Raw genomic sequence first — 23,522 nt, 5'->3', positions numbered from 1 at the left:
CTGCGGTGCGCAATCGTTCCGCGACTCTTCGAGCCGAACGGGTCACCGCGTGCGTCGGAGATTCAGATCCTGTCGCGTCCGGGCCTTGCGGCCCGGGCTTCGGCGGCGGCGAGCAGGACGACGGTCGCGGTCGCGAGCGCGAGGACCGCGCCGACGGCCGTCAGGGCCGCTTGGGGGTAGGGGGCGACGAGATCGTTCGTGGCCGCGGCGTGCGCGGTCATCGCCGCGACGGCCGCCGCGCCGATCCGCAGGCGGGGCCGGCGGGACCGGTGCAGCAGTGCGACGAGGGCCGGGATCAGTGCGCCGAAGACGGCCAGTGCCGCCGCCGCGCCCCATACGAGGGGCGTGTCGGGGACCGCCCGTGCGAGCAGGAGCGCGATGGCGACGGACGCGCAGACGGCGATCGCGGCGAACGCGGGGCGGACGGCGGCGGCGTACAGCTTCTGCATGGTGTTCTCCTCCGGTTGTCCGGCTCCGGGTTTCGAGGCGCGGCCCGAACGCGCGATCGCCCCTCCGACCGGGAAGCGATGATCGGAGGGGCGAGGCTGGTGGCGGGTTACGCGATCGCGTGGGCGGTGCCCACGCGGGCGACGATCGCACGCACGGTGAAGGCGATGGCGCTGATGATGCCGCCGCCGAAGATCGCGATGACGATGGCCAGGGCGGTGCCGCCGACCATGATCGCGTTGACGATCTGGCTGGCGGCGGCCGCGGAGATGCCGAGCGAACCGGCGACCCAGGCCAGCGCGAGGCCGGCGGTGAGCAGGCCGGCGACGCCGAGGGCTCCGGCGGCCGCGCCGCCGAGGATCTTCTTGAGCTGCATGGTTTCATCCTCTCGTGGGGCGGTCCGTCGCGATCGGTGTCCGCGATGCGGCGACGAACCATCCATTGTGTTGCGGCCGGACCGTTGCCCGGCCGCAACTTCACCATCCCAGCGTTCGGTGATGCGGCACAAGCCTTTCGGTTCGAAATGAGCCGACCGGATCATCGTTCGGTCCGGCGGCGCACGCCGCCGCCCTAGCGGATCGCGGCGGCCCTGGTGCGGGAGTTGGTCACGTGAAGGATGGTGGCGTACAGCGGCACGACCCACGGGAACGCGCCGAACAGGATGGCGAGCGTGACGCCGCCCGCGATGACCGCGTCGACGATGCGGGTCGCGGTGGCGTGGGAGACGCCGTACGTGGCCGCGACCCACATCAGGCCGATCGTGGCGGTGAGCAGTCCGAGGGCGCCGATCGCGCCGGCCGCCGAGGCCACCACCCGGGTCTTCTTCGACATGTGCTGCATGGGAGTTCATCCTCTCTCGGTGCGGGCGGTCTCGCCCGCGGCCGGATCGGGCGGATGCCCGTCCGTACCGAGACGATCGCAGCCGGATCGGCCGCCGCACAAGCGATGGCGGCCGATTCGAGCCGATCGGATCACCGGCTCCCGCCCCGCTTCGCGGCGGGCCGGTTCACTGCGGTTCGGTGCCGAACCGGGTCGGTACGGGCGCGCCCGTCTGCGCGTAGGTCTGCTCGACCCGGCTCCGGTACCGGGCGGCCGCCTCCTCGTCGCCGTCGGCGCCGGTGGCTTCGCCCAGGAGCGACAGCGACCAGGCCTCGCCGGCGAGGTAGCCGGTGGGGCTCAGGAGGTCCGCCGCGGCCTCGGCGAGTCCGCGCGCGGTCGCGGTCTCCCCGAGGTGCAGTGCCGCCTCGGCCTGGAGGTTGAGCGCCAGTCCTTCACGGATGAGGAAGCCGCCTCGGCGCGCCAGGTCGAGCGCGGACGCCGCGTCCGCCTGGGCGGCCTCGATCTGCTCGAGTTCGATGAGGCCGACGGCGCGTTCGATGAGGACGTTGATCCTGATGCCCATGAGGTCGCTCCCGACCGGTTCCAGGGCCCGGCCCGCGACGTCCACCGCCTCCGAGTGGCGTCCCAGCCGGTTGAGCACTGCGGCGACCGAGACCAGGCCTTCGGCCTCCCGCCGCCGGTCGCCGTTCGTCTCCGCCTCGCGCACGACCAGCTCCGCGTACGGCAGCGCGTCGTCGTACCTGCCGAGCGCCGAGTACAGCTCAGCGAGGCCGCCCGCGGCGAGCGGTGTGAGCTCGCCGCCGCCGGTGTCGGCCTCGATCCGCATGACCTGGTCCATGTGGTGCTCGGCCTTGTCCATGCTGCCCAGTTCGATCGACTCCGACATGAGGTTGCGCAGGTGCGAGCGCTGCAGCCGCGAGTCGCCGATCTTCTCGGCGATGGTGAGCGCCTCCGTGTGCAGCTCCAGTTCCCGGCGCAGTTCGCCGAGCTCGCCGTAGACCACGCCGAGCGCGCCGAGGTTGACGCTCTGGCCCCGCAGCCTGCCGTGCTCGCGGTTGATCGCGAGCGCCGCCTCCCCGTGCTCGAGCGCGAGGCGCAGGCGCCCGGTCAGCCAGCAGGCGACCATCATGTTGTGGTGCGCGGAGGCCTGGCCGGGGACCCAGTCGATGCGGTGCGACAGCTCGACCGCGCGCGCGGCGTGCTCGACCGCGTTGGTGAAGTCGCGGGCCTTGAGGTACGCGGTCGAGGCGCCGAGTTCGGCCACCGCCTCGCCGGGGACGCTGCCGACCTCGCGGGCGCCGCGCAGCGCCGCGTCCGCGAGCGCCAGGAAGTCCACGCTGTCCATCGCCGCCCAGGTGTGGGCCCGGAGGGAGTCCGCGAGGCGCCAGGCCACCGAGCCGTGTCCGTGCTCGGCGGCGTACCGGGCGATCGCGATGAGCTGCTCCCGCTCCTCTTCGAGCCACCTCGCGGCGGTCTCGGGGGCGTCGAAGCGCGGGGCGCCTCCGGCGTGGTCGGGGTGCTGCAGCCGGGCGCTGCCGGGGTACCGGGTGCCGCCGGCCGCGTCGGCCGTCTCGCGGTACCAGGTGAACAGCCGCTCCAGCGCCTCGGCCCGCAGCGGGTCCTCGGCGTCGACGAGGCCGTTCGCGTAGTCGCGCACCAGGTCGTGCAGTGAGAGCCGGCCGTGTTCGTCGCGGTCGACCATGTTGGCGTTCACCAGTTGCGCGGCGGCCCGCTCGGCCTCCTTCCGGCCGGTGCCCGCGACCGCGGCGAGCGCGTCGATCGACAGCGAGCCGACCGGTGCGATGCCGAACATGCGGAACACGTGGCGCGCGTCCTCGGGCTGGGCGGCGTACGAGCGGTCGAACGTCGCCTTGACCGCGGTCTCGGGACTGTCGCCGATCTGCAAGGCCGCCAGGGGATCACCGGACGAGAGCCGCTCGGTGTACTCGCCCAGGCCCTGCGGCCCGTGGACCAGGTTCGCGGCGGCGATCCGCAGCGCGAGCGGCAGGTAGCCGCAGCGCCGTGCGAGCTCGTCGATCTCCGGGCGCCGGGCCGAGCGCGGCAGCCGCAGCAGGGACTTCAGGAGCGAGACCGCTTCCTCCGTGTCCAGCGGTCGGAGCGGGAGGTGGAAGCCGCCGTGGCGGGCGAGCAGGTCGCCGAGGTGGTTGCGGCTCGTCACGATCACCAGGGAGCCAGGTCCGCTCGGCAGCAGGGGCGTGACCTGCTCGGCCGAGCGCGCGTTGTCGAGCAGCAGGAGCATCCGCCGGCCCGCGGTCGCGGTGCGCAGCCGCGCGGCGGCCTGGTCGGCGTCCGCGGGGACCTGGTCGTCGTCCAGGCCGAGGGTGCGCAGCATCGCCGCGAGCGCTTCGATGGGCCGCAGCGTCGGCACCCCCGCGTGGCCGCGCAGGTCCAGGAACAGCTGGCCGTCGGGGTAGTCCCCGGCGACCCTGCGCGACCAGTGGATCGCCGAGGCGGTCTTGCCGACGCCGGCCATGCCGGAGAGGACGACGATCGACGCGGGCGGGATGCCCTCGGCCTCGTCGCCGAGCCGGGCCGCCTCCAGGTCCCGCAGTTCGTTCTCGCGCCCGGTGAACGCGGTGACGTCGGCGGGCAGTTCGCGCGGCGTCACCGCGGCGGGGGACCGGACCTCGATCCGCGGCTGGGCCGGCGGCGTCCAGTCGCCCTCGATGCTGCCGGTCGAGACCGTCTCGAGCCGCTCGTCGCGGTGCAGGATGGCGTCGTGGACGCGCTGGAGCAGCGGCCCGGGGTCGATGCCCAGCTCCTCGCGCAGGGCCTTGCGGCTCTCGCGGAACACCTGGAGCGCTTCGGCCTGGCGTCCGGCCCGGTACAGCGCCACGGCCCGCAGGGCGGTCAGCCGCTCGCGGAACGGGTGGTCGCGGGCCAGGGCCTCGAACTCGCCGACGACGGCGGCGTGCCGGCCCAGGTCGAGCCGCACCTCCAGCGACTCCTGGTGCACCACCGAGCGGCGCTCGCGCAGCCGCAGGGCCTCGGCGGCGATGGGACCGAGCGGCGGCACGTCGGCGTACGGCTCGCCGCGCCACAGCTCCATGGCGCGCGAATACAGTTCGGCCGACCGTTCGAGCCGGTTCTTGCCCCGTTCATTCCGCGCCGAAACCGACAATTCGTCGAATGCCCTGGCGTCGAAGTCCTCCGCCGTCACGAGAATGCGATATCCGGCCGGTTCGCGGACGATCCGATGCGCCGCTCCGAGCGCCCGCCGCAACCGATGTAGATAGACCATAAGGGCATTTCGTGCATTATCGGGCGGCGCTTCATCCCATATCGCTTCGGCGAGCGCTTCGCCCGTTACGACCTGGCCGGACCCCGTGAGCAGGGCCGCGAGCAGTCGGCGCTGCAACGGCGCGCGAACCAGAAGCGGTTCGGCGTCGAGCGCGACCGCAACCGGACCGAGTACTTTGAATTGAAGCGCGTCTGACATTGCTCGCACTAGTCACCGGCCTCGCATGAGGGTACGTGTCCCGGCCAGGATAGTACGGGGCCGTGAACGAATGGACTCGACCATGTTGCGCCGGTGAGCAACGAGCCGCCCCGAGCGCGCAGCCCTTGACCGCGCGAACCACATCCGCCGCCGATCCTTGCCTTGCGGCGCACCCGCACCGATGCTCGACGTACCCCTCACCGGATTGCGCGAGAAAGGACATCAACATGCGCGGAACGACCATGGCACGAACCATCACGGTGCTCGCGGCGGTAGGCGCCGCCCTGGCGATCGGGGCGGCCCCCGTCCAGGCGCACGAGGCCCCCGCGGCCGCGGGATCGGAAGTCGTGGAGACGCAGGCCGCCGTCAGGGTCACCGGCATCCTCCAGCGCGCCACCGAGGGCGGGTGCTTCACGCTCCGCACCGCCAGCGCCCAGTACCACCTGGTCGGCCAGATCAACGAGTTCCTGGTGGGCCAGCGGGTCACCGTGGCCGGCGAGTTCACCCAGTACACGGGCCCGTGCGTGCAGGGCCGCACCATCGCCGTCGAGAGCATGGTTCGCGCCTGACACGCGGCGGCTGTAGGCCTCGTGTAAGGGAACTGTAAGCGGGACTGGGCATCATGAGGGGCACGAGAAGCCCCCGGCTCGCCGACGCGACGTGCAGGTATTCGGACGTCCAGTCGGCCTTCCCACCGCCGCGACGTCTCCGCGCGCACCCGCGCCGGAGACGACGCGGTGTCAGGCCCCCCGCGAGCCGGTCGCGTAGTAAGGAGAACCTCCTATGCCCGGCAGCCGCTACCCCGATCTCGACCCCATCGACCACATCACCCCCCGCCAGCGCCAGATCCTCATACACCTGGTGCGCGGCAAGACCAGGGAAGTGATCGCCAAGGACCTCTACCTGTCGCGGAGCACCGTCAACCGCGACATACGCGACATGACCCGCACCCTCGGAGCCTCGTCTCCAGAGGCGCTGGGCGCACTCGCCTACCGTGCCGGTTTTCTGATCGAAGAGCACTTCAGAGTCGCAGCCGAACGCACCCCGCTGCGGATCTGACACGACACCCGCCATTCGCGCGGGACGATCGGCGGCGGGACCCGATGGGGGGTCTCGCCGCCTCGAACCGTCGGCCTCGCACACGAGGCGGCGACGGTGTGAACCGGCCGAATTGCCGAGGTGGACGGCGAAATCCGGTGCGACAATCGGACCGATGATCACAGCAGCGGCGGACCGATGACCGCATTCGTCCCGGGACTCGGCCTGTCCCCCTTGGAGATCCTGACCGTCCTGGGCGCCACGGCGGTCGTGCTCGCCCGCTGGCTCCCGCCACGCGCCCGGCGCCCGGTGCTCTGCTCCGGGGCCGCGGTCGTCGCGGCCGCCGGGGTCGCACTGGCGGTGGCGGGCCTGCGCTGGCAGCTGGCGCCGGTGCTCGCGGGCACCGCGCTCGTGCTCGCCTCGGCGGCCGCCACCGCCCGGCGCCCGGGCCGGACGCCGAGGCGCGTGCGCTGGTGGCTCGCGTTGCCGGGCTCGATCGCGTGCCTGGGCCTGGTCGCCGCGACTCCCGTTGCGGCATGGGCGATGCCGTTCCCCCAGTACCCGGAGCCGACCGGCCCGTACGCGGTCGGCGCGACCGTGGTGCAGTGGACCGACGAGGAGCGCCCCGAACCGTTCACGGAGGATCCCGACGACCACCGCTCGATCGTCGTGCAGCTCTGGTACCCCGCCGAGGAGACCGGCGCGGACCGGGCCTTCGGCGGCAGGGAGACGATCGCGGAGTCCCGCGAGGTCACCGCCGCCTCGGCCGACTTCTTCGGCATCCCCGGATTCCTGGTCGACCAGTCCGCCGAGGCCCGCTCGCACGCGGTCTTCGACGCGCCGGCGGCCGACGGGGGAGCGCGGTTCCCGGTCATCGTGTTCTCGCCGGGCCTGACCGGGACGCGCACGGCCAACACCGTCCTCGCCGAGGAGTGGGCCGCACAGGGGTACGTCGTCGCCACTGTCGACCACGCCTACGACGCGGCCCTCACCGTCATCGACGGCGAACCGGTGCACTCCCGCAACGCCGTCGCCGGCCTCACCGACGCCGAGATCGCGCGGCAGACCCGCGACAACCTCGCCGCGCGTACGGCGGACCTGAGCTTCGTGCTCTCCGGGCTGGAACGGCTCGACCGGGAGGAGGGCCCGCTCTCCGGGCGGCTCGACACCGGGCGGGCCGCGGTCGCGGGCCATTCCCGGGGCGCCGCGGCCGCACTCATGACGGCCGCCGCCGACCCGCGCTTCGCCGCCGTCGTCCACATCGACGGCGGGCTCGAACCGTCCCTGCCGCCGCAGCCCTTCGGCCAGCCGGCGCTCTCGATCACCAGCCCCGTCTCGGCGGCCGAGAACCCCGACTACATTCCGAACCTGGAGAGCGCCCTCGACCTGGGCACCGGTGAGCGCTACCGGATCGAACTCGCGGGAGCCGGGCACTTCTCCTTCACCGACGCCGCCCTGTACTTTCCGCCGCTGCCCTCGGTCCTGGGCACCGTGGGCCGCGAGGAGGGCCTGCGCCTCACGGCCGAGGCCACCACGGCGTTCCTCGACGCGGCGCTGCGCGGCGAACCGGCGGACCTGCCCGGCCTGCTGCCGCAGTACGGCGAGCTCACCGTCTACAAGTGACTCGATCGGACCGGCATTACGCTGAACCGGTGGCACCCGACCCGCTGACCAGAGCACTGAGCGAACCCGGCGACCTGCGGCCGCTCCCGAACGCCGCCGCCGACCTGCTCCGATCCCTCGACGCCCCGCCGAGACTGGCCGCCCACCTCCGCCTCGTCCACGACGTGGCCGCGCAACTGGCCGACTGGGTCCAGGACCGCTGCCCGGACCTCGCCCTCGACCGCGAGGCGGCGCTCTTCGGCGCGGCCACCCACGACATCGGCAAGACCGTGCACCTCGCCGAACTGTCCGGCCCCGGCTCCCTCCACGAGGAAGCCGGACGGGCACTGCTGACCGCGCACGGATTCGCCCCCCGACTGGCCCGCTTCGCCGCCACCCACGCGTCGTGGACGGCCCCCGAAGCCGCGCTCGAAGACCTCCTGGTGAGCGCCGCCGACAAGATCTGGAAGAACAAGCGCGTCACCGAACTCGAAGACCTCCTCGTGGCGCGATTGGCCCGGTCCACGGGCAAGGAGCACTGGGAGGAGTACCTCGCTCTCGACGAGATCCTCGGGAGCACGGGCGAAGGAGCGGACGCCCGCCTCGCCTTCCAAGCGTCCTTCCCGATCCACGCCTGACCGCCCGGAAGCGCCGCAACGGCCGCGACGTTCGGCACCGCCTTTCGGCATGTGCGGACCGCCGCGGCGATGGAACACTACACAACACAGTGTCAGGTTTCGCTTGCCCCGTGCGTGCCCGGCGTTGACAATTGTCTTACCTACTAAGCGATTGAGGATCCGTGTATGGCGACAGCCGCTGAACCCAGGCCCGGAGTCTCCCAGCTAGCCGGCGAGTTCAGACTGGCCGCGCTGCCGGGGTCGGTCGGGCACGCGCGCGACATGGTCCGGAGCCTCCTCGGAGCCTGGAACCTCGGCCGACCGCCGGAACTGCTGGAAATGGCCCAGATGGTGACCGCCGAGCTCGTCGCCCATGCCGTCGACTCCCAACCGGAGGATCCTCGCCACCTGCAGACCTTCCTCGACTTCCACGGCCGCCAGGTCGGACTGATCGTCCTGCGCGTACGCCTGGAGCAGCGGAGCCTCCTGGTCGAGGTGTGGGACGACCATCCCGAACCGCCGATCATGCGTGAACCGACGCCGGATCGCTCCGACCTCTCGAGGGTGATGGTGGTCGGTACGGTCAGCAAGGCCTGGGACTACTACCTCCCCGGTTCGGGCGGACGAGTCGTCTGGGCCGAGCTGCACCTGCCTCACTCGATGCCCCTGCCCGAACCCGAGGAGTGAAGGGTACGCAACCGCACCGCCAACCGCTAGACCTCCTCGTGCACGAGCGAGGCAAACGGGTCGACGTCATCTGGAAGCGCCGGTCGCGAATGGCTTCGTATCAGCCGCGCCAGTTCGAGTGACCGGTCCCCGGAGAAGCCGTCCCTGCTCCAGGTCGCACCGATCAGCAGGTAGGAGTCATCGGTGATGAACGAGTACCCCATCGCCGCGAGTTCGGAGATGCGCTGGCGGACCTTGGGTTCGTTCGAATAGTCCCCGAACTCGATCGGCCGCGCCACCCAGTGGACGAGCGCGTAGCCGTGGGCCCGAGCCCACCGCAGCATGCCGAGCGGGTTCGCGAACGAGGAGAGCATCAGCAGCACTTGGGGAAACCCCATGGATATCGCCCGGCGGCTGATGTGGTCGCCCTGCTCCCCGCCCCACAGGTGCGGCAGCCGTATGTCGGCGTCCAGGGCGGGCAGGTACGGAGGGTTGCTGATGAGGCAGCCGCTGGGAGCCAGCCCGTCCATCGCCTCGAAGAAGTCGGCGTGGGTGAGCCGGTAGCGGTCCTCCAGGGCGTGGTCGAGGATGTTCGAGGACGCGTTCCGGTAGGACGCCTCATCGATCTCGAAGCCGTGCACATGAATCGAGGAGCTCACGCGCCGCAGGACGCCGCAGATCGTCTTGGCGGTGCCCACGCCGAGCTCCACCAGTTTGAGAGCGCTCCCGTGCGAGCGCAGTCGACGCCGGATCAAGTCTTCGACGCACATGCCGTAGAACTCGGACTCTTCGGCGTCGTAGAAAGGGAGTGCCGTCAACGTCTCCCCGCTCAGCTCGGAGTGCCGTGCGAAAGGGCGGCCGGCTGACCGATGAGGCCGATCAGCGTCTCCATCGTCTCATCGGCCAGGAGCTCGTCCGATTCACGGGAATTCCACCCGATGTGCGGGGTCACCACCGCGTTCTGGAGCTGCCGGTACGAGCTGTTCGGCGGCATCGGCTCGGTCGCGAGCACGTCGAGGAAGGCCGTCGCTTCCGGGTGCTCGAGCAGGAATTCCACGAGGTCCCGGTCGTTGATGAGGTTGCCGCGGGCCGTATTGACGATCACGACGTCGTCCTTCAGCAGCCGCAGCGTGTCTTCCCGGAGATAGCGCTCCGTCCTGGAGTTGAGGGCCAGATGCAGCGTGACGATGTCGGCGCGCGCCAGGATTCTCTGGACGTCGTTCGAGGACGTCTTGGAGTTCACGGTCTCCACGATAAAACCGAACGACTCGCAGAGCCGCCGCACGATCCTTCCCGTGGCGCCGTAGCCGAGGATCGCGACGACCCGCTGCTGGGACTCGCGACCCTGGAACGCCAGGTAGTCCCAATGCCCGGCGCGGACGCTGTGGATGGCCGGCACGATCCTGTTGAGACCCATGAGGATGTACGCCAATGTCTTCTCGGCCAGCGTCTGCGCGCAGTACCCCGGGAACCAGTCGACGCGGATGCCCGCGTCACGGCAGGCCGCGAGGTCGACATGGTCGATCCCGGCCGAGCAGGAGACGATCGAACGCAGGGAGGAGAGTTCCTCGACCGCGCGTCTGTCGATGGGGGTGAACGCGTTGATCAAGGCGATCTCCGCGTGGGCGGCGCGTGACAGCACCTCGTCAATGGAACGATTCAATACATTCGAGTCGAATACTTGCAGGTCGCAGATGCGGTCCAATTGCGCTATCTGCGCCGAGCGCAAATTCGTCTTGCCGAGTATCTTCACTGTTTTCATATCGCTCTCCATTGCGTGACGAAATCATCCAGAACGGCATGCTTCATCGCCAGCGGATACGGGTTGAAGCGTTCTATGAGGCGCTTTGCCTTCCGCGCTCGCCGTCGCCACAGTTCCCGGTCGGGTTTGTGAATGACCTGCTGGAACTTCATCATGAAAGCCTCGAGCGAATCATGGACGCAGAGCAGCCCCAGGAGTTCTTCCTGTCCGGCGGTTATCGAGTCTGCGACGGAAGAGTTGTCACTGTAGCAGAGCTCGTCCCCGATCTTGAGGAAGGAATAGGCCCCTGCTCTCGAGAAGATCTTGAATCCCGCGAGTCCCTGGTCCTCGGTGAACTGCGTGAAATCTTCGTCGTAGATCAGACGGACCGTGATGCCGAGAATATCGAACACGAATATGAGCTTGATGAATTCGTCCGATTTGAGGTCCTGGATCGAGAAACCGATGATCCGGCGGGACTGGGTCCTATAGACGCGATTGCAGAGTGCCTGGTGGGCAAGGTACATGAATCCTTCGGGGGAGTACCAGAACGCCATCTCCGAGCCGCGGGTCATGGCATCGAACCGATCGTAGGGATCGACGTAGTTCACGTTGCTCTTGGAATACCAGAGACCCGAGTTCTCGACGGCGCCGAAAAGCGTTGGCACGAGTTCCAGACTGCTCAGGTTTCCCACTGAGAACGGCAGGTGGTCGGACACCGGGAGGATTCTGAGGGTGGTGCCGGACATGGCGAATGTCTGCGTGCAGAACAGGATCTCGCTCGGACTCCGGTGCGCAGACATGGCGAAGTCGCAGTACAGGTCGTAGAAGACGGGGCGGGGGATCTTGTTGAAGCTGCCGGTCGTGAGGATGTACCGGTACTGGGGATTGGTCCTTATGAGGTCTCTGATCTGCGGAAGCGAATCGAAGTAGCGGTCGGAGTCGCAGCAGACGAGGCTGCCCCGGGGAAGGGGGAGGACATCACCCCCGGTGAGGACCTGAACCTGGGCGACCAGCGGATTCCAGCCCGCTCCGCCTATGACGCCGATGCAGCCGAATGCGGTCATTCGCTCACACCTCCGGGATCACGCCAGCTGTCGACGACGTTGTCGAGTCCGTCGAGTACGCCGCGGCGATGCGAGGCCTCTCGGGCTTCGAGCTCCTTGCGAATCTCCATTTGCGCGAGACGCATGGTCAATTTGTCACTGCCCAGAAGGGCGGTCTCGCGTTCTTGGAGGTAGTCGATCGCTTGGTGAAGATGATCGAGCGTCTCGGTGATCTTCAGCGATCTGATCACGACGATCATCAGTGCGCCGAGCAGTCCGGCGATGGTGACGGCCGCACCGTAGAAGGCGGCGTAGTCGGTGAACTTGATCAGGCTCGAATCGGGCAGTACGGCCATCAGCGCGAACAGTACCATTATCGTGCGCAGGCTCAATCCCAGGCGATACGTCCGTTTGGCCTTGCGCCGGTGCCGTTCGATGAGCGCCTCGATCCAACCGTCGGACCGCTCGGGGGAGAGCGTGTTCCGAGGTTGCCAATCACCGCTCCGACCAGCCATCGTGCCACTTCCCAGGGCAGTAGAGAGGTGTATGCCCTTAAGGATATTTTCACAGCTCGCCGCGCATTCTCAAGGTCCCGATCGGATCTCCGAACTGTCGGATAGCGGACACCGAAGCGTCGACCTTGGACGATGCCCGACAGTGAAGGCGAGTAGGTGCTTTCTCGATTCGCACCGCTGTGGTATACGGCGACTAAGCGGTCTGCGTATCGCGCCTGGTTCAGTTGATGCACGGGTCGAAGCCCGCCGTTCGACTCAGTCCTTCGCAGACTCACCTCGCGAGCAGCGACCGCATCGCCCCGACGACCGCGTCCGGCGCCTCCTCGGCCATGAAGTGCCCGGCGTCGGTGGTGCGGTGGTCGAGGTCGGGCGCCCAGGCCCGCCACAGCTTCTCGGCGTCGTACCCGAGCACCGAACCCCAGTCCTGCTGGACGACGGTGACGGGCATGGCCAGCCGATTCCCGGCCGCGCGGTCGGCGCGGTCGTGCTCCACGTCGATACCGGCCGAAGCGCGGTAGTCGGCCACGATCGAGACGACCGCCTCGCGCGAAGCGCGCAGGTACTCCGCGCGCACCGGTGCGGGAATCGCCGCCCAGTCGCGGGTCCAGGCGTCGAGGAAGAACCCGAAGAACGCGTCCGCGCTGGCGCCGATCATCTGCTCGGGCAGACCGGGCGGCTGGGCCATCAGATACAGATGGAACGCGACCGCGGCGTCGGCGCCGTGCAGGATCTCCCACATGTCCAGCGTCGGCAGCACGTCCAGCACGGCCAGATGCGTGACCGCCCCGGGGTGGTCGAGACCGGCGCGAACGGCGACCAGGGCGCCGCGATCGTGCCCGGCGAGGGCGAACCGCGCATGGCCGAGCCGCGCGGCGAGCGCGACGACGTCGGCGGCCATCGTGCGCTTCGCATAGGCCTCCGCATCCTCGCCGGGCTTGTCGCTCGCCCCGTATCCGCGAAGGTCGGGGACGATGACGGTGTGGTCGACCGCCAATTCCGCGGCCACATGGCGCCACATCAGATGCGTCTGGGGGAAACCGTGCAGCAGCACGACGGGGCTGCCCGAACCCCCGACGGCCGCATTGAGCGACACGCCGTCGGCGACGGGAACGCGCTGGTAGTCGAATTCGGGAATCACGAGGTCCACGGGTGCTCCTTCTCATTCGGTCGAGGTCTCCGAGTCTGCGAGGGGCCGATGAGCGTCGGATGAGCGCGATACGTTGGCCGGGAGCGATCGGAGGGGTCTGTGCGAGTGGAGTTCGGGGTGCTCGGGCCGGTCCTCGCCTGGGACGGGGCGGGCGCGGAGCTGAACCTGAAGGGGCCGCGGCACCGGGCGGTCCTGGCACGGCTGGTGGCCGCGCGGGGCAGGGTCGTCCCGGTCGACCGCCTGGTCGACGACCTCTGGGGGGACTCGACGGGTTCGCTGAGCGCCGTCCGCACCTTCGTGGCGGCCCTGCGCCGAGCGCTCGAACCCGACCGCGAGCCCCGGCAGCCCGCGAAACTCCTGGTCACCGAAGGCCAGGGCTACGCCCTGCGCGCGGCTCCGGACGACGTCGACGCCTGGCGCTTCGCGAACGCCGTCGACGAAGCGGCCAAGGCGCCCCCGCCCAGGGCACTCGAACTCCTCGACGCCGTCCTGCCCCTCTGGCGAGGCGAGGCGTACGCCGACTTCGACGAGGCCTGGGCCCGTACGGAACGAAACCGGCTCGACCAGCTGCGCTTGAACGCGATCGAACAGCGAGCACGAGCCCTCCTGGACCTCGGGCGCCCCGAAGCCGCGATAGCCGACCTGGAAGGCCTGGCATCCGAACACCCCTGGCGCGAGGAGGCCTGGCGGCTGCTGGCACTCGCCTTGTACCGCAACGGCAGACAAGGCGAGGCCCTCGCGGCCCTGCGCCGGGCCCGAGCGCACCTGCTCGATGAACTGGGCCTCGATCCGAGCCCGCAGCTCCAACGCCTGGAGACCGACCTGCTCCGCCAGGCCGACACCGGCCAGAGCGCGGCCGACCGCGTGTGGAACGCGACGGCCGCGGCCTTCGACCAGGCGGTGCCCGCCGGCGCCCCGGCGCGGCTGGAGTCCACGATCGGACTGCTCCGCGGCCTGGCCCTGACCGGTCCGACCGGACTGGGAGCGGCACGCGAACAGCGGTACCAAGCCGTCGCCGCCGTAGCGGACTCGTCGGACCCCGAGCTGACGGCGCGCGTGATCGGCGCCTACGACGTCCCGGCGATCTGGACCAGGTCCGACGACCCCGCCCAGGCCGCGAAGATCGCGGCCGCCGCGGAGCGCGCACTGAAAGCGCTCGAACCGGACGGCAACGACACCGACAGGACACGCCTCCTGTCGGTGGTCGCGCTCGAATCCAGGGGGAACGGCGGCCCGCACGCGGCCGAAGCCGCCGCCGAGGCCGAGCGGATCGCCCGCCGCCTGGGGGACCCCGCGCTGCTGGCGTTCGCGCTCAACGGCGTCTACATGCAGACCTTCCACCGAACCGGTCTCGCCCCCGAACGCGACGCGATCGGCGCGGAGCTGATCGACCTCGCGACCCGCCACAGCCTGCCCGCTTTCGCGATCCTCGGCCACCTCATCAGGCTCCAGTCGCGAAGCGCCCTGGCCGATTTCGAAGGCGCCGACGAACACGCGAAGGCGGCGGACCGCCTGGCCGAACGCCACGGGCGCCCGCTGGTCGGCGTCTTCACCGGCTGGTACCGGGCCATGCGCGCAGCGGCGACCGGCGGGCCGTTCGACGCAGTCGAAGCCGCTTACCGAACCGCCGCAGCGAATCTCGAAGGCTCGGGAATGCCGGGTGTGGAACGGGGACTGCCGTCACTGGCCGTGCTCTGCCTCCAGGTGAACCGCGACCGTCCGATCCGCGTCCGGGAATCCGAGGACTGGGGACCGTACCGGCCGTGGACGAGTCCACTGCTGCTGATCGCGGAAGGCCGTCGCGAACAGGCCGCGAAGCGACTGAGGAGCATCCCGGACCCGCCAAGGGACCTCATGCAGGAGGCGATGTGGGCCCTGGTGGCCCTGGCGGCGATCGAACTGGACGACCGACCGGCGATGCGAAGGGCCTGGGCGGAACTCCTGCCCGCACATGCCGAACTGGCGGGAGCCGGAAGCGGCATGCTGTACGTCGGCCCGGTGGCGGGCACCCTCGACGCACTGGAAGCCGCGCTCCGCTGTTCGGAACCGGAGACCTAGGCGCCCGCTCGCGCCGTCAAGCCGCGTAGGTGTAGTGATGGGGCCATTCGCCGGCCGTGCGCCTGCCCCTGAAGATCGCCCGCAGCGCGATCTTGGCGTCCCCGGGCAGGGCCGCCTCCTCCACGGGAGTGCTCGAGCGCTTCTCGATCGTGACCGTGCCGGAAAGCGCGTCGGGGCCGTCGCCGTACCCGTAGGTCACGGTCTCCTCGTCCTCGGCGGTCTTCAGGACGAACATGCTCAGTGCCATCGACAGGCTCCCGTCAATTTCCGCTGTTGGGCGCTGTGTAGTCCTCGCGCGAGAAGGGGATGTTCCCGTCCCTCACGTACTGCTCCCAGTTCGACGCCTCGTTGGCGGCCTGATGCGCTTCAGCATACTCGGCACCGGGGTTGTCCCTGAAATATCGGGCCTCGGCGACCTCATGGTTGAGCAGGGCCAGGTCGCTTTCGTGCGGCGGGTTGGGGTTGCCGGTCCGCAGGCGGTTCCACGCCGAGGCGATGTCCGCGTCCTCGTCGAAGCGGGAGTTCCTGAGGGTGCCGTCGTACGGGTCGCGGATCGGGTGCTCGTCGCGCATGACGTTGTTCTTGGCCGCCAGCACCTCCTCGCGCGAGAGGCCGGTGTTCGCCGCGATGGCGTCCACGTCCTCGTCGTTCTGCCGGAAGCGCTCGTAGGCCTCCGCGGCCCACTTGTCCTGGCCCTCGTAGTCGTTCGCCCGGGGACGCACCGCGCCGCCCGTGTACCGGTCGTCCGGATTGGCGGGGCTGGAGTCCGTCCGGCTCGTGCCGGCCCGGCCCTGCTGGAACTCGGCGTCGACGGCGTCCTGGGCGCTGCCGGTCCCCTGACCGGCGTCGATGTCGCCGTGGCGCTTCGGCGGCCTGGTCGTACCGCCGTCGCCGCCGTCGCCCGGCCGGGAGGGCTTGCCGTCGCCGCCCCGGCGCAGGGCGAGTCCGATGCCGATGAGCAGCAGGAGTGTGAGGGTTCGTCTCATGGGCCGGCCTTCAGTCGTTGAGGAGTTCTGAGAGCGCTTCGAGACTGGTGATCAGCGAGGAGATGAGCTCCATGATGATGCCCACCCACTTGACGACGGCCGCCACGATCTGCGAGGCGATCACCGGGATGGTCACCACGAAGATCGCCTCGACCGCCCACACCACGACATGCGCCACCAGGTCCGCGATGAGGTCCCGGACGAGGTCGCGCGTCAGCTGCACCAGCGCCCCCGCGCCTTCGGTCGCCGAACCGATCGCCGAGGCGACCGCGCTCAGGCCGCCGAGCCCTTCGACGTTGTGGCCCATCATGTTGTAGTAGGCGTCGGAGGCCGAGCCGACCCACTCGTCGACGTCGCCGTTGACCGACGTCCCGAGGTCGGTGGACATCGCGAGCAGTTCCTCGGCCATGTTGTACCAGGTCTGGGCGTGGGACATGACCACGTCCGGTTTGCCGGTCAGCCAGTCGAGCATCTCCCGCAGGGGCTCGAAGTACTCCATCGCCCAGCCGAGCCCGTTGGCGAGCAGGGCGCTGAACGGGTCCATGACCGTCCCGACCGCTTCGAGCCCCAGGCCGACCCCGGCCAGCGTCCCCGACACCCAGTTGCCGCTCTGAATCGAGGTGACCAGGCCTTCGATGCCGTCGGCCAGGCTGGAGCCCGTCCACGGCTGCCGAGTCGACTCGACGTCGGCGATCAGCGAACCGTCTCCCATGCCGCTAACCCCCGATCTCGGCGGTGATCTCGTCGAACGTCAGCGAGGAGTCGTGGTCGGACTGCTCGTAGGCGTCGGCCGCCGCCCGCATGCTCTCGGCCGCCAGTCCGATGTTCTCCTCGACATAGGCGACCAGGCCGTCCTGGCGCTGGTGGCGCTCCTCCAGGAGCCCGGAGATCCACCCGCAGAGCTGGCCGTACGCCTCGTCGTCCTGCGCGATGTTGGCGCTGGCGGACTTGAGCGCCTCGAACCGGGTCTTGAACTGCTCCAGATTGCTCGCATGGGCGCGCAACTGCTCCGGGTCGACGATGTAGCCGGTCATCACTGGCCTCCTTCACCTGGGGTGCCGCCGAAATGGCGGATCAGGCCGGGCAAGTACGCCTGCCCGGCGGCCGACGGGGTTAAGGGCAACGGAGCTCGCTGTTCTCATTGAAGGAGAGGAGAACCGAACCGCAATATTACGGGCCGGTCGCAACCCGTCACGTCACCGGCTCGTACTACGCTCGACGACCGTCGGCAGACCACTGAAAAGGAGCTTCGCCATGGCCAGGAACGCGGGAGCCCGCCTGGGCCGCCGAGCCGCGCGGCTCCTCGTCGAGACCGGCGAGTGCCCCGTCCTCCCGGGATTGACCGACGACGAGCTGGCGGACGTGGAGTCCGAGTTCGGATTCGAGTTCGGCGACGACCACCGCGCGTTCCTCGCTGCCGGGCTCCCGCTCGGTGCGCTCGGCGAAGAGGGCCATTGGCCCAACTGGCGGTACGGGGACCCCGACGCCCTCCGCGCCCGGCTGGCCTGGCCCGTGAACGGCGTCCTGTTCGACGTCGAGCAGGGCACGTTCTGGTACGACGCCTGGGGCCCCAGGCCCACCGAAACCGAAGCGGCCGTGGCCGAAGCGCGAGAACACCTGGCCCGAGTGCCGGTCATGGTCCCGATCTACTCGCACCGCTACCTGCCCGCGGGCCGCGAGAACTGGGGCCACCCGATCCTCTCGATGTACCAGACCGACATCATCGTCTACGGCGCCGACCTGGTCGACTACGTGGAGAACGAGTTCGGCCGGACCCGGCACCACCTGACCGGAGACCCCCAGGCGACCGTCGAATTCTGGAAGGACCTGGTGGGCTGACGCTCAGCCCTCGGCCCGGTCGGCGCGCATGACCCGCAGCAGCGCAGGAATGCCGACGGCCAGGCCCTTGCGCTCCTCGGCCGTCATGGCCGAGGCCCAGCGCTCGTAGCGCTCGTGCAGCACCTGCGCGGCGTCGCGGTGGAGCCGCCGCCCCTCGGCGGTGACCTCCAGTCGGTACACCCGCCGATTGTCGGGATCGCGCTCCCGCGTCAGCAGCCCGTCCGCCTCGAGGTCGGCGACGAGCCGGCTGACGCTGCTCTTCTCCAGCCCGAGCCGCTCGGCGAGCTCCCGCTGCGAGAGCCCCGAGCTGTGGTCCAGCTCATGGATCGCGAACAACTGCGACATCGACAGCGCTTGGCCGGGGAACAGCCGGTCCATCAACGCGAACTCGGCCGTCCGCACCAGGTCGAGGAGCAGATGGTGCAAGTGCTCGGCGTCGGCGCTCATGTCCGCTCCTCCAAAGTCGCGGTTGTGTCCTGCAACCAATCATCGTAGACTGGATCAAAAGTTGTACGATACAACCATTGGAGGACCCATGCCGCACGATCATTCCCACAGCCACGGCAACCGCCCCATCGAGGGCCGCCACAGCAACCGGTACGACCGGATGGCCCGCCTGCTGATGAAGCCCGTCTACCGCAAGATCGCCAAGGACGTCGCCGCGTCCGCACCCCAGGGCGCGACCGTCCTCGACGTGGGCACCGGCCCCGGCATCCTCCTGCGTGAACTGAGCCGCCTCCGCCCCGACCTCCACCTGGCCGGCGTCGACCTGGCCCCCGACATGGTCGACCACGCCAGGAGGAACCTGGACGACCGGATCGAACTCCACGCGGCCGACGTCGCGGCGCTCCCGTTCGAGGACGACAAGTTCGACCTGGTCGTCTCCACCTTCAGCTCCCACCACTGGGGCGACCCGGAGGCCGGCGGCGCAGAGATCGCAAGGGTCCTCCGCGAAGGGGGCCGCCTCCTGAACTACGACTTCCCGAGGGCCCCTTTCAAAGCCCTGACCGACAACCCCGGCCTGACCTCAGTGCGCCGAACGCCCTTCAGCAGGATCCTGAAAGCCACCCGCTTCGAAGCCGCCAAACAGGCGTGAGCCGGGCCGAGGCCCGTGCAAGGGCGGTCGTTCGACGACCTGCTCAGCCACGAGGGCCCGCGACGCTCAGCCGGCACCGGCCGTCGTCGCAGTCGCGCTGCAGTCGGCCCCGCGAGAGGGTCTGGGCCAGGCCGACGGCCCAGCACATCGGACACCCGCGCAACGCCAGCAGCCCGACCGGCAGGAGCAGCAAGCCGAACCAACCGACGACCGGGACCAGCGCGATCGAGCCGACCAGACTGCCGAAGCCGATCACGCCCCGAGCCAGGTGACGGGACAGGGAAGCGCTCGCGAAGTCAGTTCTCGACGCCATGAGGGCCTCCACTGTCCGACGCCGAGTGAAGCGATTCCTGCACCGTCCTGCGGGCGCGGTGCAGGCGCGACTTCATGGCGGCGGTGCTGACGCCGAGCGCCTCGGCGGTCATGCGCCCGCTGTAGCCCTGCACATCGCGCATGATCAGCGCGCGACGCTGGTCGTCCGGCAGCGCGGCGATCGCCGCCGCCACCGCACCGGCCTCGAGACGTTGCAGCGCTTCCTCCTCGGCCGACCTCACCGCCGTGTCCGGCACCGGCTCGCTCGCCCGCACCAGCCGTGCGCGCCGCAGGCATTCGTTGCGGACGATGCGGAACATCCACGACGCCAGCGCACCGGTCGCCCGCAGCATCCCGATCTTGCGGTAGAGGATGATCAGCGCCTCCTGCGCCGCGTCCTCCGCGTCCTCGGGAGTGGCGCAGAGCGTGCGGGCGAACCGCTGCACGTTCGGGTGCGAACCCGACACCAGCGCGGTGATCGAGTCCACGTCGCCGCGCTGGGCCGAGGCGACCAGCCGCTCGCTCGGCCAGGCCCACTCAGCCACGCGCACGCCTCCACTTCCGAACCACGTGATAGCCGCACAGGCCGACCAGCACGACTCCGACGGCGACCGCGATACCCACGACCATGACGACCTCCATATCCGGCACCGACACTCGCCGGCACACGTATAAGAGGCCCTGGCCCCCGAAAGGATTCAAGTCGGCCGAGAGGCCCCGCGGCAGGGCCGCCGTCACTCGGCCCGATACGCCCGGAGGAACGCTTGCACGCCCGCGACGATGAGCGGCCGGACGCGGTCGTCCTTGGCGGCGTTCGCGGAACCGAGCCTGCTGAGCGTGACGCCGAAGGTCAGCGCGATGAAGTGGTCGGCCGCGAGCCGCGCGTCCGGGACGTCGAGCAGTCCGGCCTCGGCGAGGGCGGCGAACCGCTCGCCCAGGGCCTCTTCCGGCGCGTTGGTCAGGGCGCGGTCGTCCGGCTGCGGCAGGTGGCCGGACGCCGTCCGGACGAACCGCTGCAGGGTGGTGTACTCCGCGGAGTCGAGCATGTCGGTCGCGATCCGCATCGAGAAGGCGACCAGGGAGGACTCCAGCTCGGCGGCGTCGGGGACGCTGTCGAGCGCGTCGTCGAGGGTCCGCCGGACCGTGGCCAGCAGCGACTGGCCCACGGCGTCGAAGACCGCGTGCAGCAGGGTCCGCTTGTCGCCGAAGTAGTCGTAGACCGTCCGCTTGGACACCCCCGCGCGGGCGGCCACCGCGTCGACGCTCGACCGGTCGAAGCCGTCGGTGAGGAACAACTCACGAGCCGCCGAGAGGATGGCGGACCGCTTCTCTGCGGACCCCGCACGCAGCGTCTTCCCCGTTGACATAGGCAGATCCTAACGGACCTCGCGCACACCGCCCTGTCGGTCGCGGAAGGCGGACGCCGACCAAATTACACTGCACGGTGTAGTGTAAATCCATGGAAACCGACCACCGACGAAAAGGACGTCCATGCCTGTAACCGTGGATTCCCCGGTCCGCATCGGGAAGCTCGCGATCGGTGCCCTCGGCACCCTCGCCCTCGCGCTCGGCACGCTGCAAGCGGTGGTGGAACCGTCGCTCCCCCTGCTGCAGAGCGATCTGGGCATCGGTCCCGCCCAAGGCTCACTGATCTTCATCACCCTGCTCATCACCGGTGCGGTCGTCGCGCCCATCGCGGGCAAACTCGGCGACCGCTACGGCGGCAAGCGAGTCCTCGTCATCCTCATGGCAGTCGTCTCGGCCGGCGGCCTGCTCTCCAGCCTCGCGCCCAACCTGCCCGTGCTCCTGCTCGGACAGATACTCCAGGGCGCGATGGTGGGCGCGCTGCCGCTCTCGTTCATCCTGGTGCGCAAGCACCTCCCGCCGGGCCAGACGCAGGTGGCCGTCGGAGTCGTCAGCGGACTGTTCACCGGCGGCGGCCTGGTCGGCATGCTGATCGCCGGCCCGATCGCGGAAGGACTGTCGCGACACTGGATGTTCGCGATACCCACGATCGCGATCATCGCGACGACACTCATCGTGTCCCGCCTGATGCCGGACGATCCGCCCACCGAATCGGACTCCAGGATCGACTGGCTCGGCGTGATCCTGCTGAGCTGCACACTGGTCGCGCTCGTGCTCGGCTTCATGGCGATCACCGGCGGCGGACTGCCGCCCCTCGCGATCGGCGCCGTCACGCTGGCCGTGGCCGCCCTCGCGGCCGGATGGGTCGCCGTCGAACGCCGCGTCTCCTCGCCCATGGTCGACCTGCGCATGCTGGCGACACCCGCCATGTGGAGCTCGTGCCTGGTCACCCTGTTCATGAGCCTCGGCCTGGGGATGACGGTCTACCTCGTCCCGCAACTGCTCTCGGCGCCGGCCGACGAGTACGGATTCGGAGCGAGCTCGTCCGACATCGGACTGTTCCTGGTGCCGGCGACCATCGCCGGGGTGGTGGCCGGGACGATCGCCGGAATCGCGTCGCGGCGCTTCGGCCCGCGCGCGGTGATCATCGCGGGCACCGTCGTCACGGCGGCCACCCTCCTCTTCCTGGCGTCGCAGCACGACGCGATCTGGCAGATGGTCGTCGCCAGGGCCCTGATCGGCTTCGCCGTCAGCGTCAGCGCCGTGGCCCTGCTCGCCAGCACCGCCACCGCCGTCGCCGCCAAGGACACCGGCATCGCCACGAGCCTGCTCGTCGTGACCCGCGTGGTCGGCGTCGCCCTGGGCGCCCAGCTCGGCGGCGTGATCCTCGGAGCGGGGACCGACCCCGTGACGGACCTGCCGACCGAGACGGCCTTCACCACAGGTTTCATCACCGCCGGCGTCATCGCCGCGCTGTCACTGCTCGTCGTCCGAGCCATGAAGAAAGGAGTCCGGGCATGACACCTGTCGAGCTGCCGGAACGCACGGTCCTGATCTCGGGGGCCAGCATCGCCGGACCCGCGCTGGCGTACTGGCTGCACCGGTACGGATTCGCCGTCACGGTGGTGGAGAAGGCCGGCGCACCGCGCGGCGGCGGCTACCCGATCGACGTGCGCGGCACCGCGATCGAGGTCGCCAGGCGCATGGGGATACTGCCGCGGCTGCGGGACGCGCACGTCGACTCGCAGCGGATCACCTTCCTTGACCCCGACGGCGCCGAAATCGCAGCGGTCGCCCCGCACGCCATCGCCGGAAGCATCGAGGGACGGGACCTCGAAGTGCGCCGCGGCGACCTCACCGCGATCCTCTACACCTCAGTCCGCGACGACGTGGAATTCCTGTTCGACGACTCCATCGACACCCTCGACCAGTCCGAACACGGCGTCGACATCGCCTTCCGCAGCGGCGACCGACGCACCTTCGACCTGGTGATCGGCGCCGACGGCATGCACTCGCACACCCGAAGGCTCCTGTTCGGACCCGAAGGGCGGTTCCACCGCCACCTCGGCTACTGCTTCGCCGTGTTCAGCATGCCCAACACGTTCGGGCTCTCCCGCGAACTCATGATGTGGAACGTCCCCGGCAAGGCCGCGGCGCTCTACGCCACCGGCGGCAAGGACGACGAGCTGCACGCCTTCCTGAACTTCCACCAGCCCGAACCACCCCTCGACGCCCTCCGCGACCCTGAAGCTCAAGCGAACCTGGTGGCAGAAGCCTTCTCAGGCGCCGGCTGGAAGGTCCCGGAGATCCTCGACGCCATGCGAGAGGCGGACGACCTGTTCTGCGACACGGTAGGCCAGATCCGCATGCCCACCTGGACCAAAGGCCGCGCCGCCCTCATCGGCGACGCAGCGTACGCCCCCTCATTCCTGACCGGCCAAGGCTCCAGCCTCGCCCTGGTAGGCGCCTACATGCTCGCCCATTCCCTCGCCACCAACCGAAACCACACCGAAGCCCTCGCCGCCTACGAAAAAACCACCCTGAAGTTCGTGGAGATGAACCAGGCCCTGGTCGACGAGGGAGCGGCAGGACTCTTCCCCACAACAGAACAAGCCCTGAAAGAACGCAACACCAGAATCCGCAACCTCGTCACCATCCCCACCTCAACCCCAAGACCGGCATACTCGGCCCTCAAACTGCCCGAACGCCTGGTCTAGACAACGCCGAAGGGCCCGGACCTAATAGTC

Annotated in this window: 27 protein-coding genes; 10 read left to right on the top strand and 17 right to left on the bottom strand. The window is 69.7% G+C overall.

Features of this window, described 5'->3' with window-relative positions; all coding sequences use genetic code 11:
• Positions 1 to 62: 62 nt before the first annotated feature.
• The 4 genes from BLQ63_RS21100 to BLQ63_RS21085 form a co-directional block, all read right to left on the bottom strand.
• Positions 63 to 449 (bottom strand): hypothetical protein, encoded by a 387-nt coding sequence (locus BLQ63_RS21100; RefSeq protein WP_091039507.1) that lies wholly within the window; start codon positions 447 to 449, stop codon positions 63 to 65.
• A 107-nt stretch (positions 450 to 556) separates the two neighbouring features.
• Positions 557 to 823: an uberolysin/carnocyclin family circular bacteriocin gene (locus BLQ63_RS21095; RefSeq protein ID WP_143015027.1), complete on the bottom strand. Its 267-nt coding sequence runs from the start codon at positions 821 to 823 to the stop codon at positions 557 to 559.
• 194 nt (positions 824 to 1,017) lie between these two features.
• Positions 1,018 to 1,287, bottom strand: a complete 270-nt coding sequence (locus BLQ63_RS21090) for a hypothetical protein (protein ID WP_091039506.1) — start codon at positions 1,285 to 1,287, stop codon at positions 1,018 to 1,020.
• Between the two features lie 166 nt (positions 1,288 to 1,453).
• Positions 1,454 to 4,747, bottom strand: a complete 3,294-nt coding sequence (locus BLQ63_RS21085; RefSeq protein WP_091039505.1) for an AfsR/SARP family transcriptional regulator — start codon at positions 4,745 to 4,747, stop codon at positions 1,454 to 1,456.
• A 242-nt stretch (positions 4,748 to 4,989) separates the two neighbouring features.
• Here BLQ63_RS21085 and BLQ63_RS21080 point away from each other — a divergent pair, with 242 nt between their 5' ends.
• From BLQ63_RS21080 to BLQ63_RS21060, 5 genes are all read left to right on the top strand, one after another.
• Entirely contained in the window at positions 4,990 to 5,316 is a 327-nt protein-coding gene (locus BLQ63_RS21080; RefSeq protein WP_143015026.1) for a DUF5818 domain-containing protein, read from the top strand.
• Between the two features lie 214 nt (positions 5,317 to 5,530).
• Positions 5,531 to 5,806: a response regulator transcription factor gene (locus BLQ63_RS21075; protein WP_091039503.1), complete on the top strand. Its 276-nt coding sequence runs from the start codon at positions 5,531 to 5,533 to the stop codon at positions 5,804 to 5,806.
• A gap of 177 nt (positions 5,807 to 5,983) precedes the next feature.
• Positions 5,984 to 7,408: an alpha/beta hydrolase family protein gene (locus tag BLQ63_RS21070; RefSeq protein ID WP_091039502.1), complete on the top strand. Its 1,425-nt coding sequence runs from the start codon at positions 5,984 to 5,986 to the stop codon at positions 7,406 to 7,408.
• A 29-nt stretch (positions 7,409 to 7,437) separates the two neighbouring features.
• Positions 7,438 to 8,025 (top strand): HD domain-containing protein, encoded by a 588-nt coding sequence (locus BLQ63_RS21065; protein WP_091039501.1) that lies wholly within the window; start codon positions 7,438 to 7,440, stop codon positions 8,023 to 8,025.
• 165 nt (positions 8,026 to 8,190) lie between these two features.
• The gene (locus BLQ63_RS21060) at positions 8,191 to 8,691 is read left to right on the top strand and encodes an ATP-binding protein (RefSeq protein ID WP_091039500.1); all 501 of its coding nucleotides are present in this window, start codon (positions 8,191 to 8,193) and stop codon (positions 8,689 to 8,691) included.
• 26 nt (positions 8,692 to 8,717) lie between these two features.
• Here the strand turns inward: BLQ63_RS21060 and BLQ63_RS21055 are convergent, their stop codons facing one another.
• The 5 genes from BLQ63_RS21055 to BLQ63_RS21035 all read right to left on the bottom strand — a co-directional run bounded on the left by BLQ63_RS21055 (position 8,718) and on the right by BLQ63_RS21035 (position 13,119).
• On the bottom strand, positions 8,718 to 9,488 hold the full coding sequence (locus tag BLQ63_RS21055) for a class I SAM-dependent methyltransferase (RefSeq protein WP_091039499.1): 771 nt from the start codon (positions 9,486 to 9,488) through the stop codon (positions 8,718 to 8,720).
• An 11-nt stretch (positions 9,489 to 9,499) separates the two neighbouring features.
• The gene (locus BLQ63_RS21050; protein WP_177155042.1) at positions 9,500 to 10,432 is read right to left on the bottom strand and encodes an NAD(P)-dependent oxidoreductase; all 933 of its coding nucleotides are present in this window, start codon (positions 10,430 to 10,432) and stop codon (positions 9,500 to 9,502) included.
• On the bottom strand, positions 10,429 to 11,478 hold the full coding sequence (locus BLQ63_RS21045; protein WP_091039497.1) for a hypothetical protein: 1,050 nt from the start codon (positions 11,476 to 11,478) through the stop codon (positions 10,429 to 10,431). The genes BLQ63_RS21050 and BLQ63_RS21045 overlap by 4 nt, the downstream gene beginning before the upstream one ends.
• Positions 11,475 to 11,972 carry a hypothetical protein gene (locus BLQ63_RS21040; protein WP_143015025.1) on the bottom strand — a complete coding sequence of 166 codons (498 nt, stop codon included), beginning with the start codon at positions 11,970 to 11,972 and terminating at the stop codon, positions 11,475 to 11,477. Before BLQ63_RS21040 ends, BLQ63_RS21045 begins: the two co-directional genes overlap by 4 nt.
• Positions 11,973 to 12,243: 271 nt before the next feature.
• Complete coding sequence (locus tag BLQ63_RS21035; RefSeq protein ID WP_091039495.1) at positions 12,244 to 13,119, bottom strand: alpha/beta fold hydrolase; 876 nt, start codon at positions 13,117 to 13,119, stop codon at positions 12,244 to 12,246.
• A gap of 99 nt (positions 13,120 to 13,218) precedes the next feature.
• Here BLQ63_RS21035 and BLQ63_RS21030 point away from each other — a divergent pair, with 99 nt between their 5' ends.
• Positions 13,219 to 15,177: an AfsR/SARP family transcriptional regulator gene (locus BLQ63_RS21030; protein WP_091039494.1), complete on the top strand. Its 1,959-nt coding sequence runs from the start codon at positions 13,219 to 13,221 to the stop codon at positions 15,175 to 15,177.
• 16 nt (positions 15,178 to 15,193) lie between these two features.
• On the opposite strand, the gene BLQ63_RS21025 is transcribed toward BLQ63_RS21030, so the two are convergent.
• The 4 genes from BLQ63_RS21025 to BLQ63_RS21010 are packed head-to-tail and all read right to left on the bottom strand — an operon-like array spanning position 15,194 to position 17,197.
• Positions 15,194 to 15,424, bottom strand: a complete 231-nt coding sequence (locus tag BLQ63_RS21025; protein ID WP_091039493.1) for a hypothetical protein — start codon at positions 15,422 to 15,424, stop codon at positions 15,194 to 15,196.
• A 13-nt stretch (positions 15,425 to 15,437) separates the two neighbouring features.
• Positions 15,438 to 16,163, bottom strand: coding sequence for a hypothetical protein (locus tag BLQ63_RS21020; RefSeq protein ID WP_091039492.1), 726 nt, complete (start codon positions 16,161 to 16,163; stop codon positions 15,438 to 15,440).
• Positions 16,164 to 16,173: 10 nt separating this feature from the next.
• Complete coding sequence (locus BLQ63_RS21015) at positions 16,174 to 16,875, bottom strand: WXG100 family type VII secretion target (RefSeq protein WP_091039491.1); 702 nt, start codon at positions 16,873 to 16,875, stop codon at positions 16,174 to 16,176.
• Between the two features lie 4 nt (positions 16,876 to 16,879).
• On the bottom strand, positions 16,880 to 17,197 hold the full coding sequence (locus BLQ63_RS21010) for a type VII secretion target (protein WP_218125392.1): 318 nt from the start codon (positions 17,195 to 17,197) through the stop codon (positions 16,880 to 16,882).
• A 220-nt stretch (positions 17,198 to 17,417) separates the two neighbouring features.
• Between BLQ63_RS21010 and BLQ63_RS21005 the strand changes: the two genes are divergently transcribed.
• Positions 17,418 to 18,002 carry a hypothetical protein gene (locus tag BLQ63_RS21005; RefSeq protein WP_091039489.1) on the top strand — a complete coding sequence of 195 codons (585 nt, stop codon included), beginning with the start codon at positions 17,418 to 17,420 and terminating at the stop codon, positions 18,000 to 18,002.
• 3 nt (positions 18,003 to 18,005) lie between these two features.
• Here BLQ63_RS21005 and BLQ63_RS21000 read toward each other — a convergent pair whose 3' ends face one another.
• Positions 18,006 to 18,449: a MarR family winged helix-turn-helix transcriptional regulator gene (locus BLQ63_RS21000; RefSeq protein WP_091039488.1), complete on the bottom strand. Its 444-nt coding sequence runs from the start codon at positions 18,447 to 18,449 to the stop codon at positions 18,006 to 18,008.
• Positions 18,450 to 18,537: 88 nt separating this feature from the next.
• On the opposite strand from BLQ63_RS21000, the gene BLQ63_RS20995 reads away from it, so the two are divergent.
• A complete protein-coding gene (locus tag BLQ63_RS20995) occupies positions 18,538 to 19,098 on the top strand; it encodes a class I SAM-dependent methyltransferase (protein ID WP_177155041.1) in 561 nt (186 codons plus the stop codon).
• 43 nt (positions 19,099 to 19,141) lie between these two features.
• Here BLQ63_RS20995 and BLQ63_RS20990 read toward each other — a convergent pair whose 3' ends face one another.
• The 3 genes from BLQ63_RS20990 to BLQ63_RS29690 all read right to left on the bottom strand — a co-directional run bounded on the left by BLQ63_RS20990 (position 19,142) and on the right by BLQ63_RS29690 (position 20,777).
• Positions 19,142 to 19,411 (bottom strand): hypothetical protein, encoded by a 270-nt coding sequence (locus BLQ63_RS20990; protein WP_091039565.1) that lies wholly within the window; start codon positions 19,409 to 19,411, stop codon positions 19,142 to 19,144.
• Entirely contained in the window at positions 19,395 to 19,955 is a 561-nt protein-coding gene (locus tag BLQ63_RS20985; protein ID WP_091039564.1) for an RNA polymerase sigma factor, read from the bottom strand. The genes BLQ63_RS20990 and BLQ63_RS20985 overlap by 17 nt, the downstream gene beginning before the upstream one ends.
• 189 nt (positions 19,956 to 20,144) lie before the next feature.
• Entirely contained in the window at positions 20,145 to 20,777 is a 633-nt protein-coding gene (locus BLQ63_RS29690) for a TetR/AcrR family transcriptional regulator (protein ID WP_091039485.1), read from the bottom strand.
• A gap of 124 nt (positions 20,778 to 20,901) precedes the next feature.
• On the opposite strand from BLQ63_RS29690, the gene BLQ63_RS20970 reads away from it, so the two are divergent.
• Together BLQ63_RS20970 and BLQ63_RS20965 are read left to right on the top strand one after the other, a co-directional pair.
• Complete coding sequence (locus BLQ63_RS20970) at positions 20,902 to 22,296, top strand: MFS transporter (protein ID WP_091039484.1); 1,395 nt, start codon at positions 20,902 to 20,904, stop codon at positions 22,294 to 22,296.
• The gene (locus tag BLQ63_RS20965; RefSeq protein WP_091039483.1) at positions 22,293 to 23,492 is read left to right on the top strand and encodes an FAD-dependent monooxygenase; all 1,200 of its coding nucleotides are present in this window, start codon (positions 22,293 to 22,295) and stop codon (positions 23,490 to 23,492) included. The genes BLQ63_RS20970 and BLQ63_RS20965 overlap by 4 nt, the downstream gene beginning before the upstream one ends.
• The last annotated feature ends 30 nt before the right edge of the window (positions 23,493 to 23,522 follow it).

Origin of the sequence: Glycomyces harbinensis (assembly GCF_900101745.1) — a bacterium.
GTDB lineage: Bacteria > Actinomycetota > Actinomycetes > Mycobacteriales > Micromonosporaceae > Glycomyces > Glycomyces harbinensis.
This window is presented reverse-complemented; position numbering and strand designations above follow the sequence as displayed.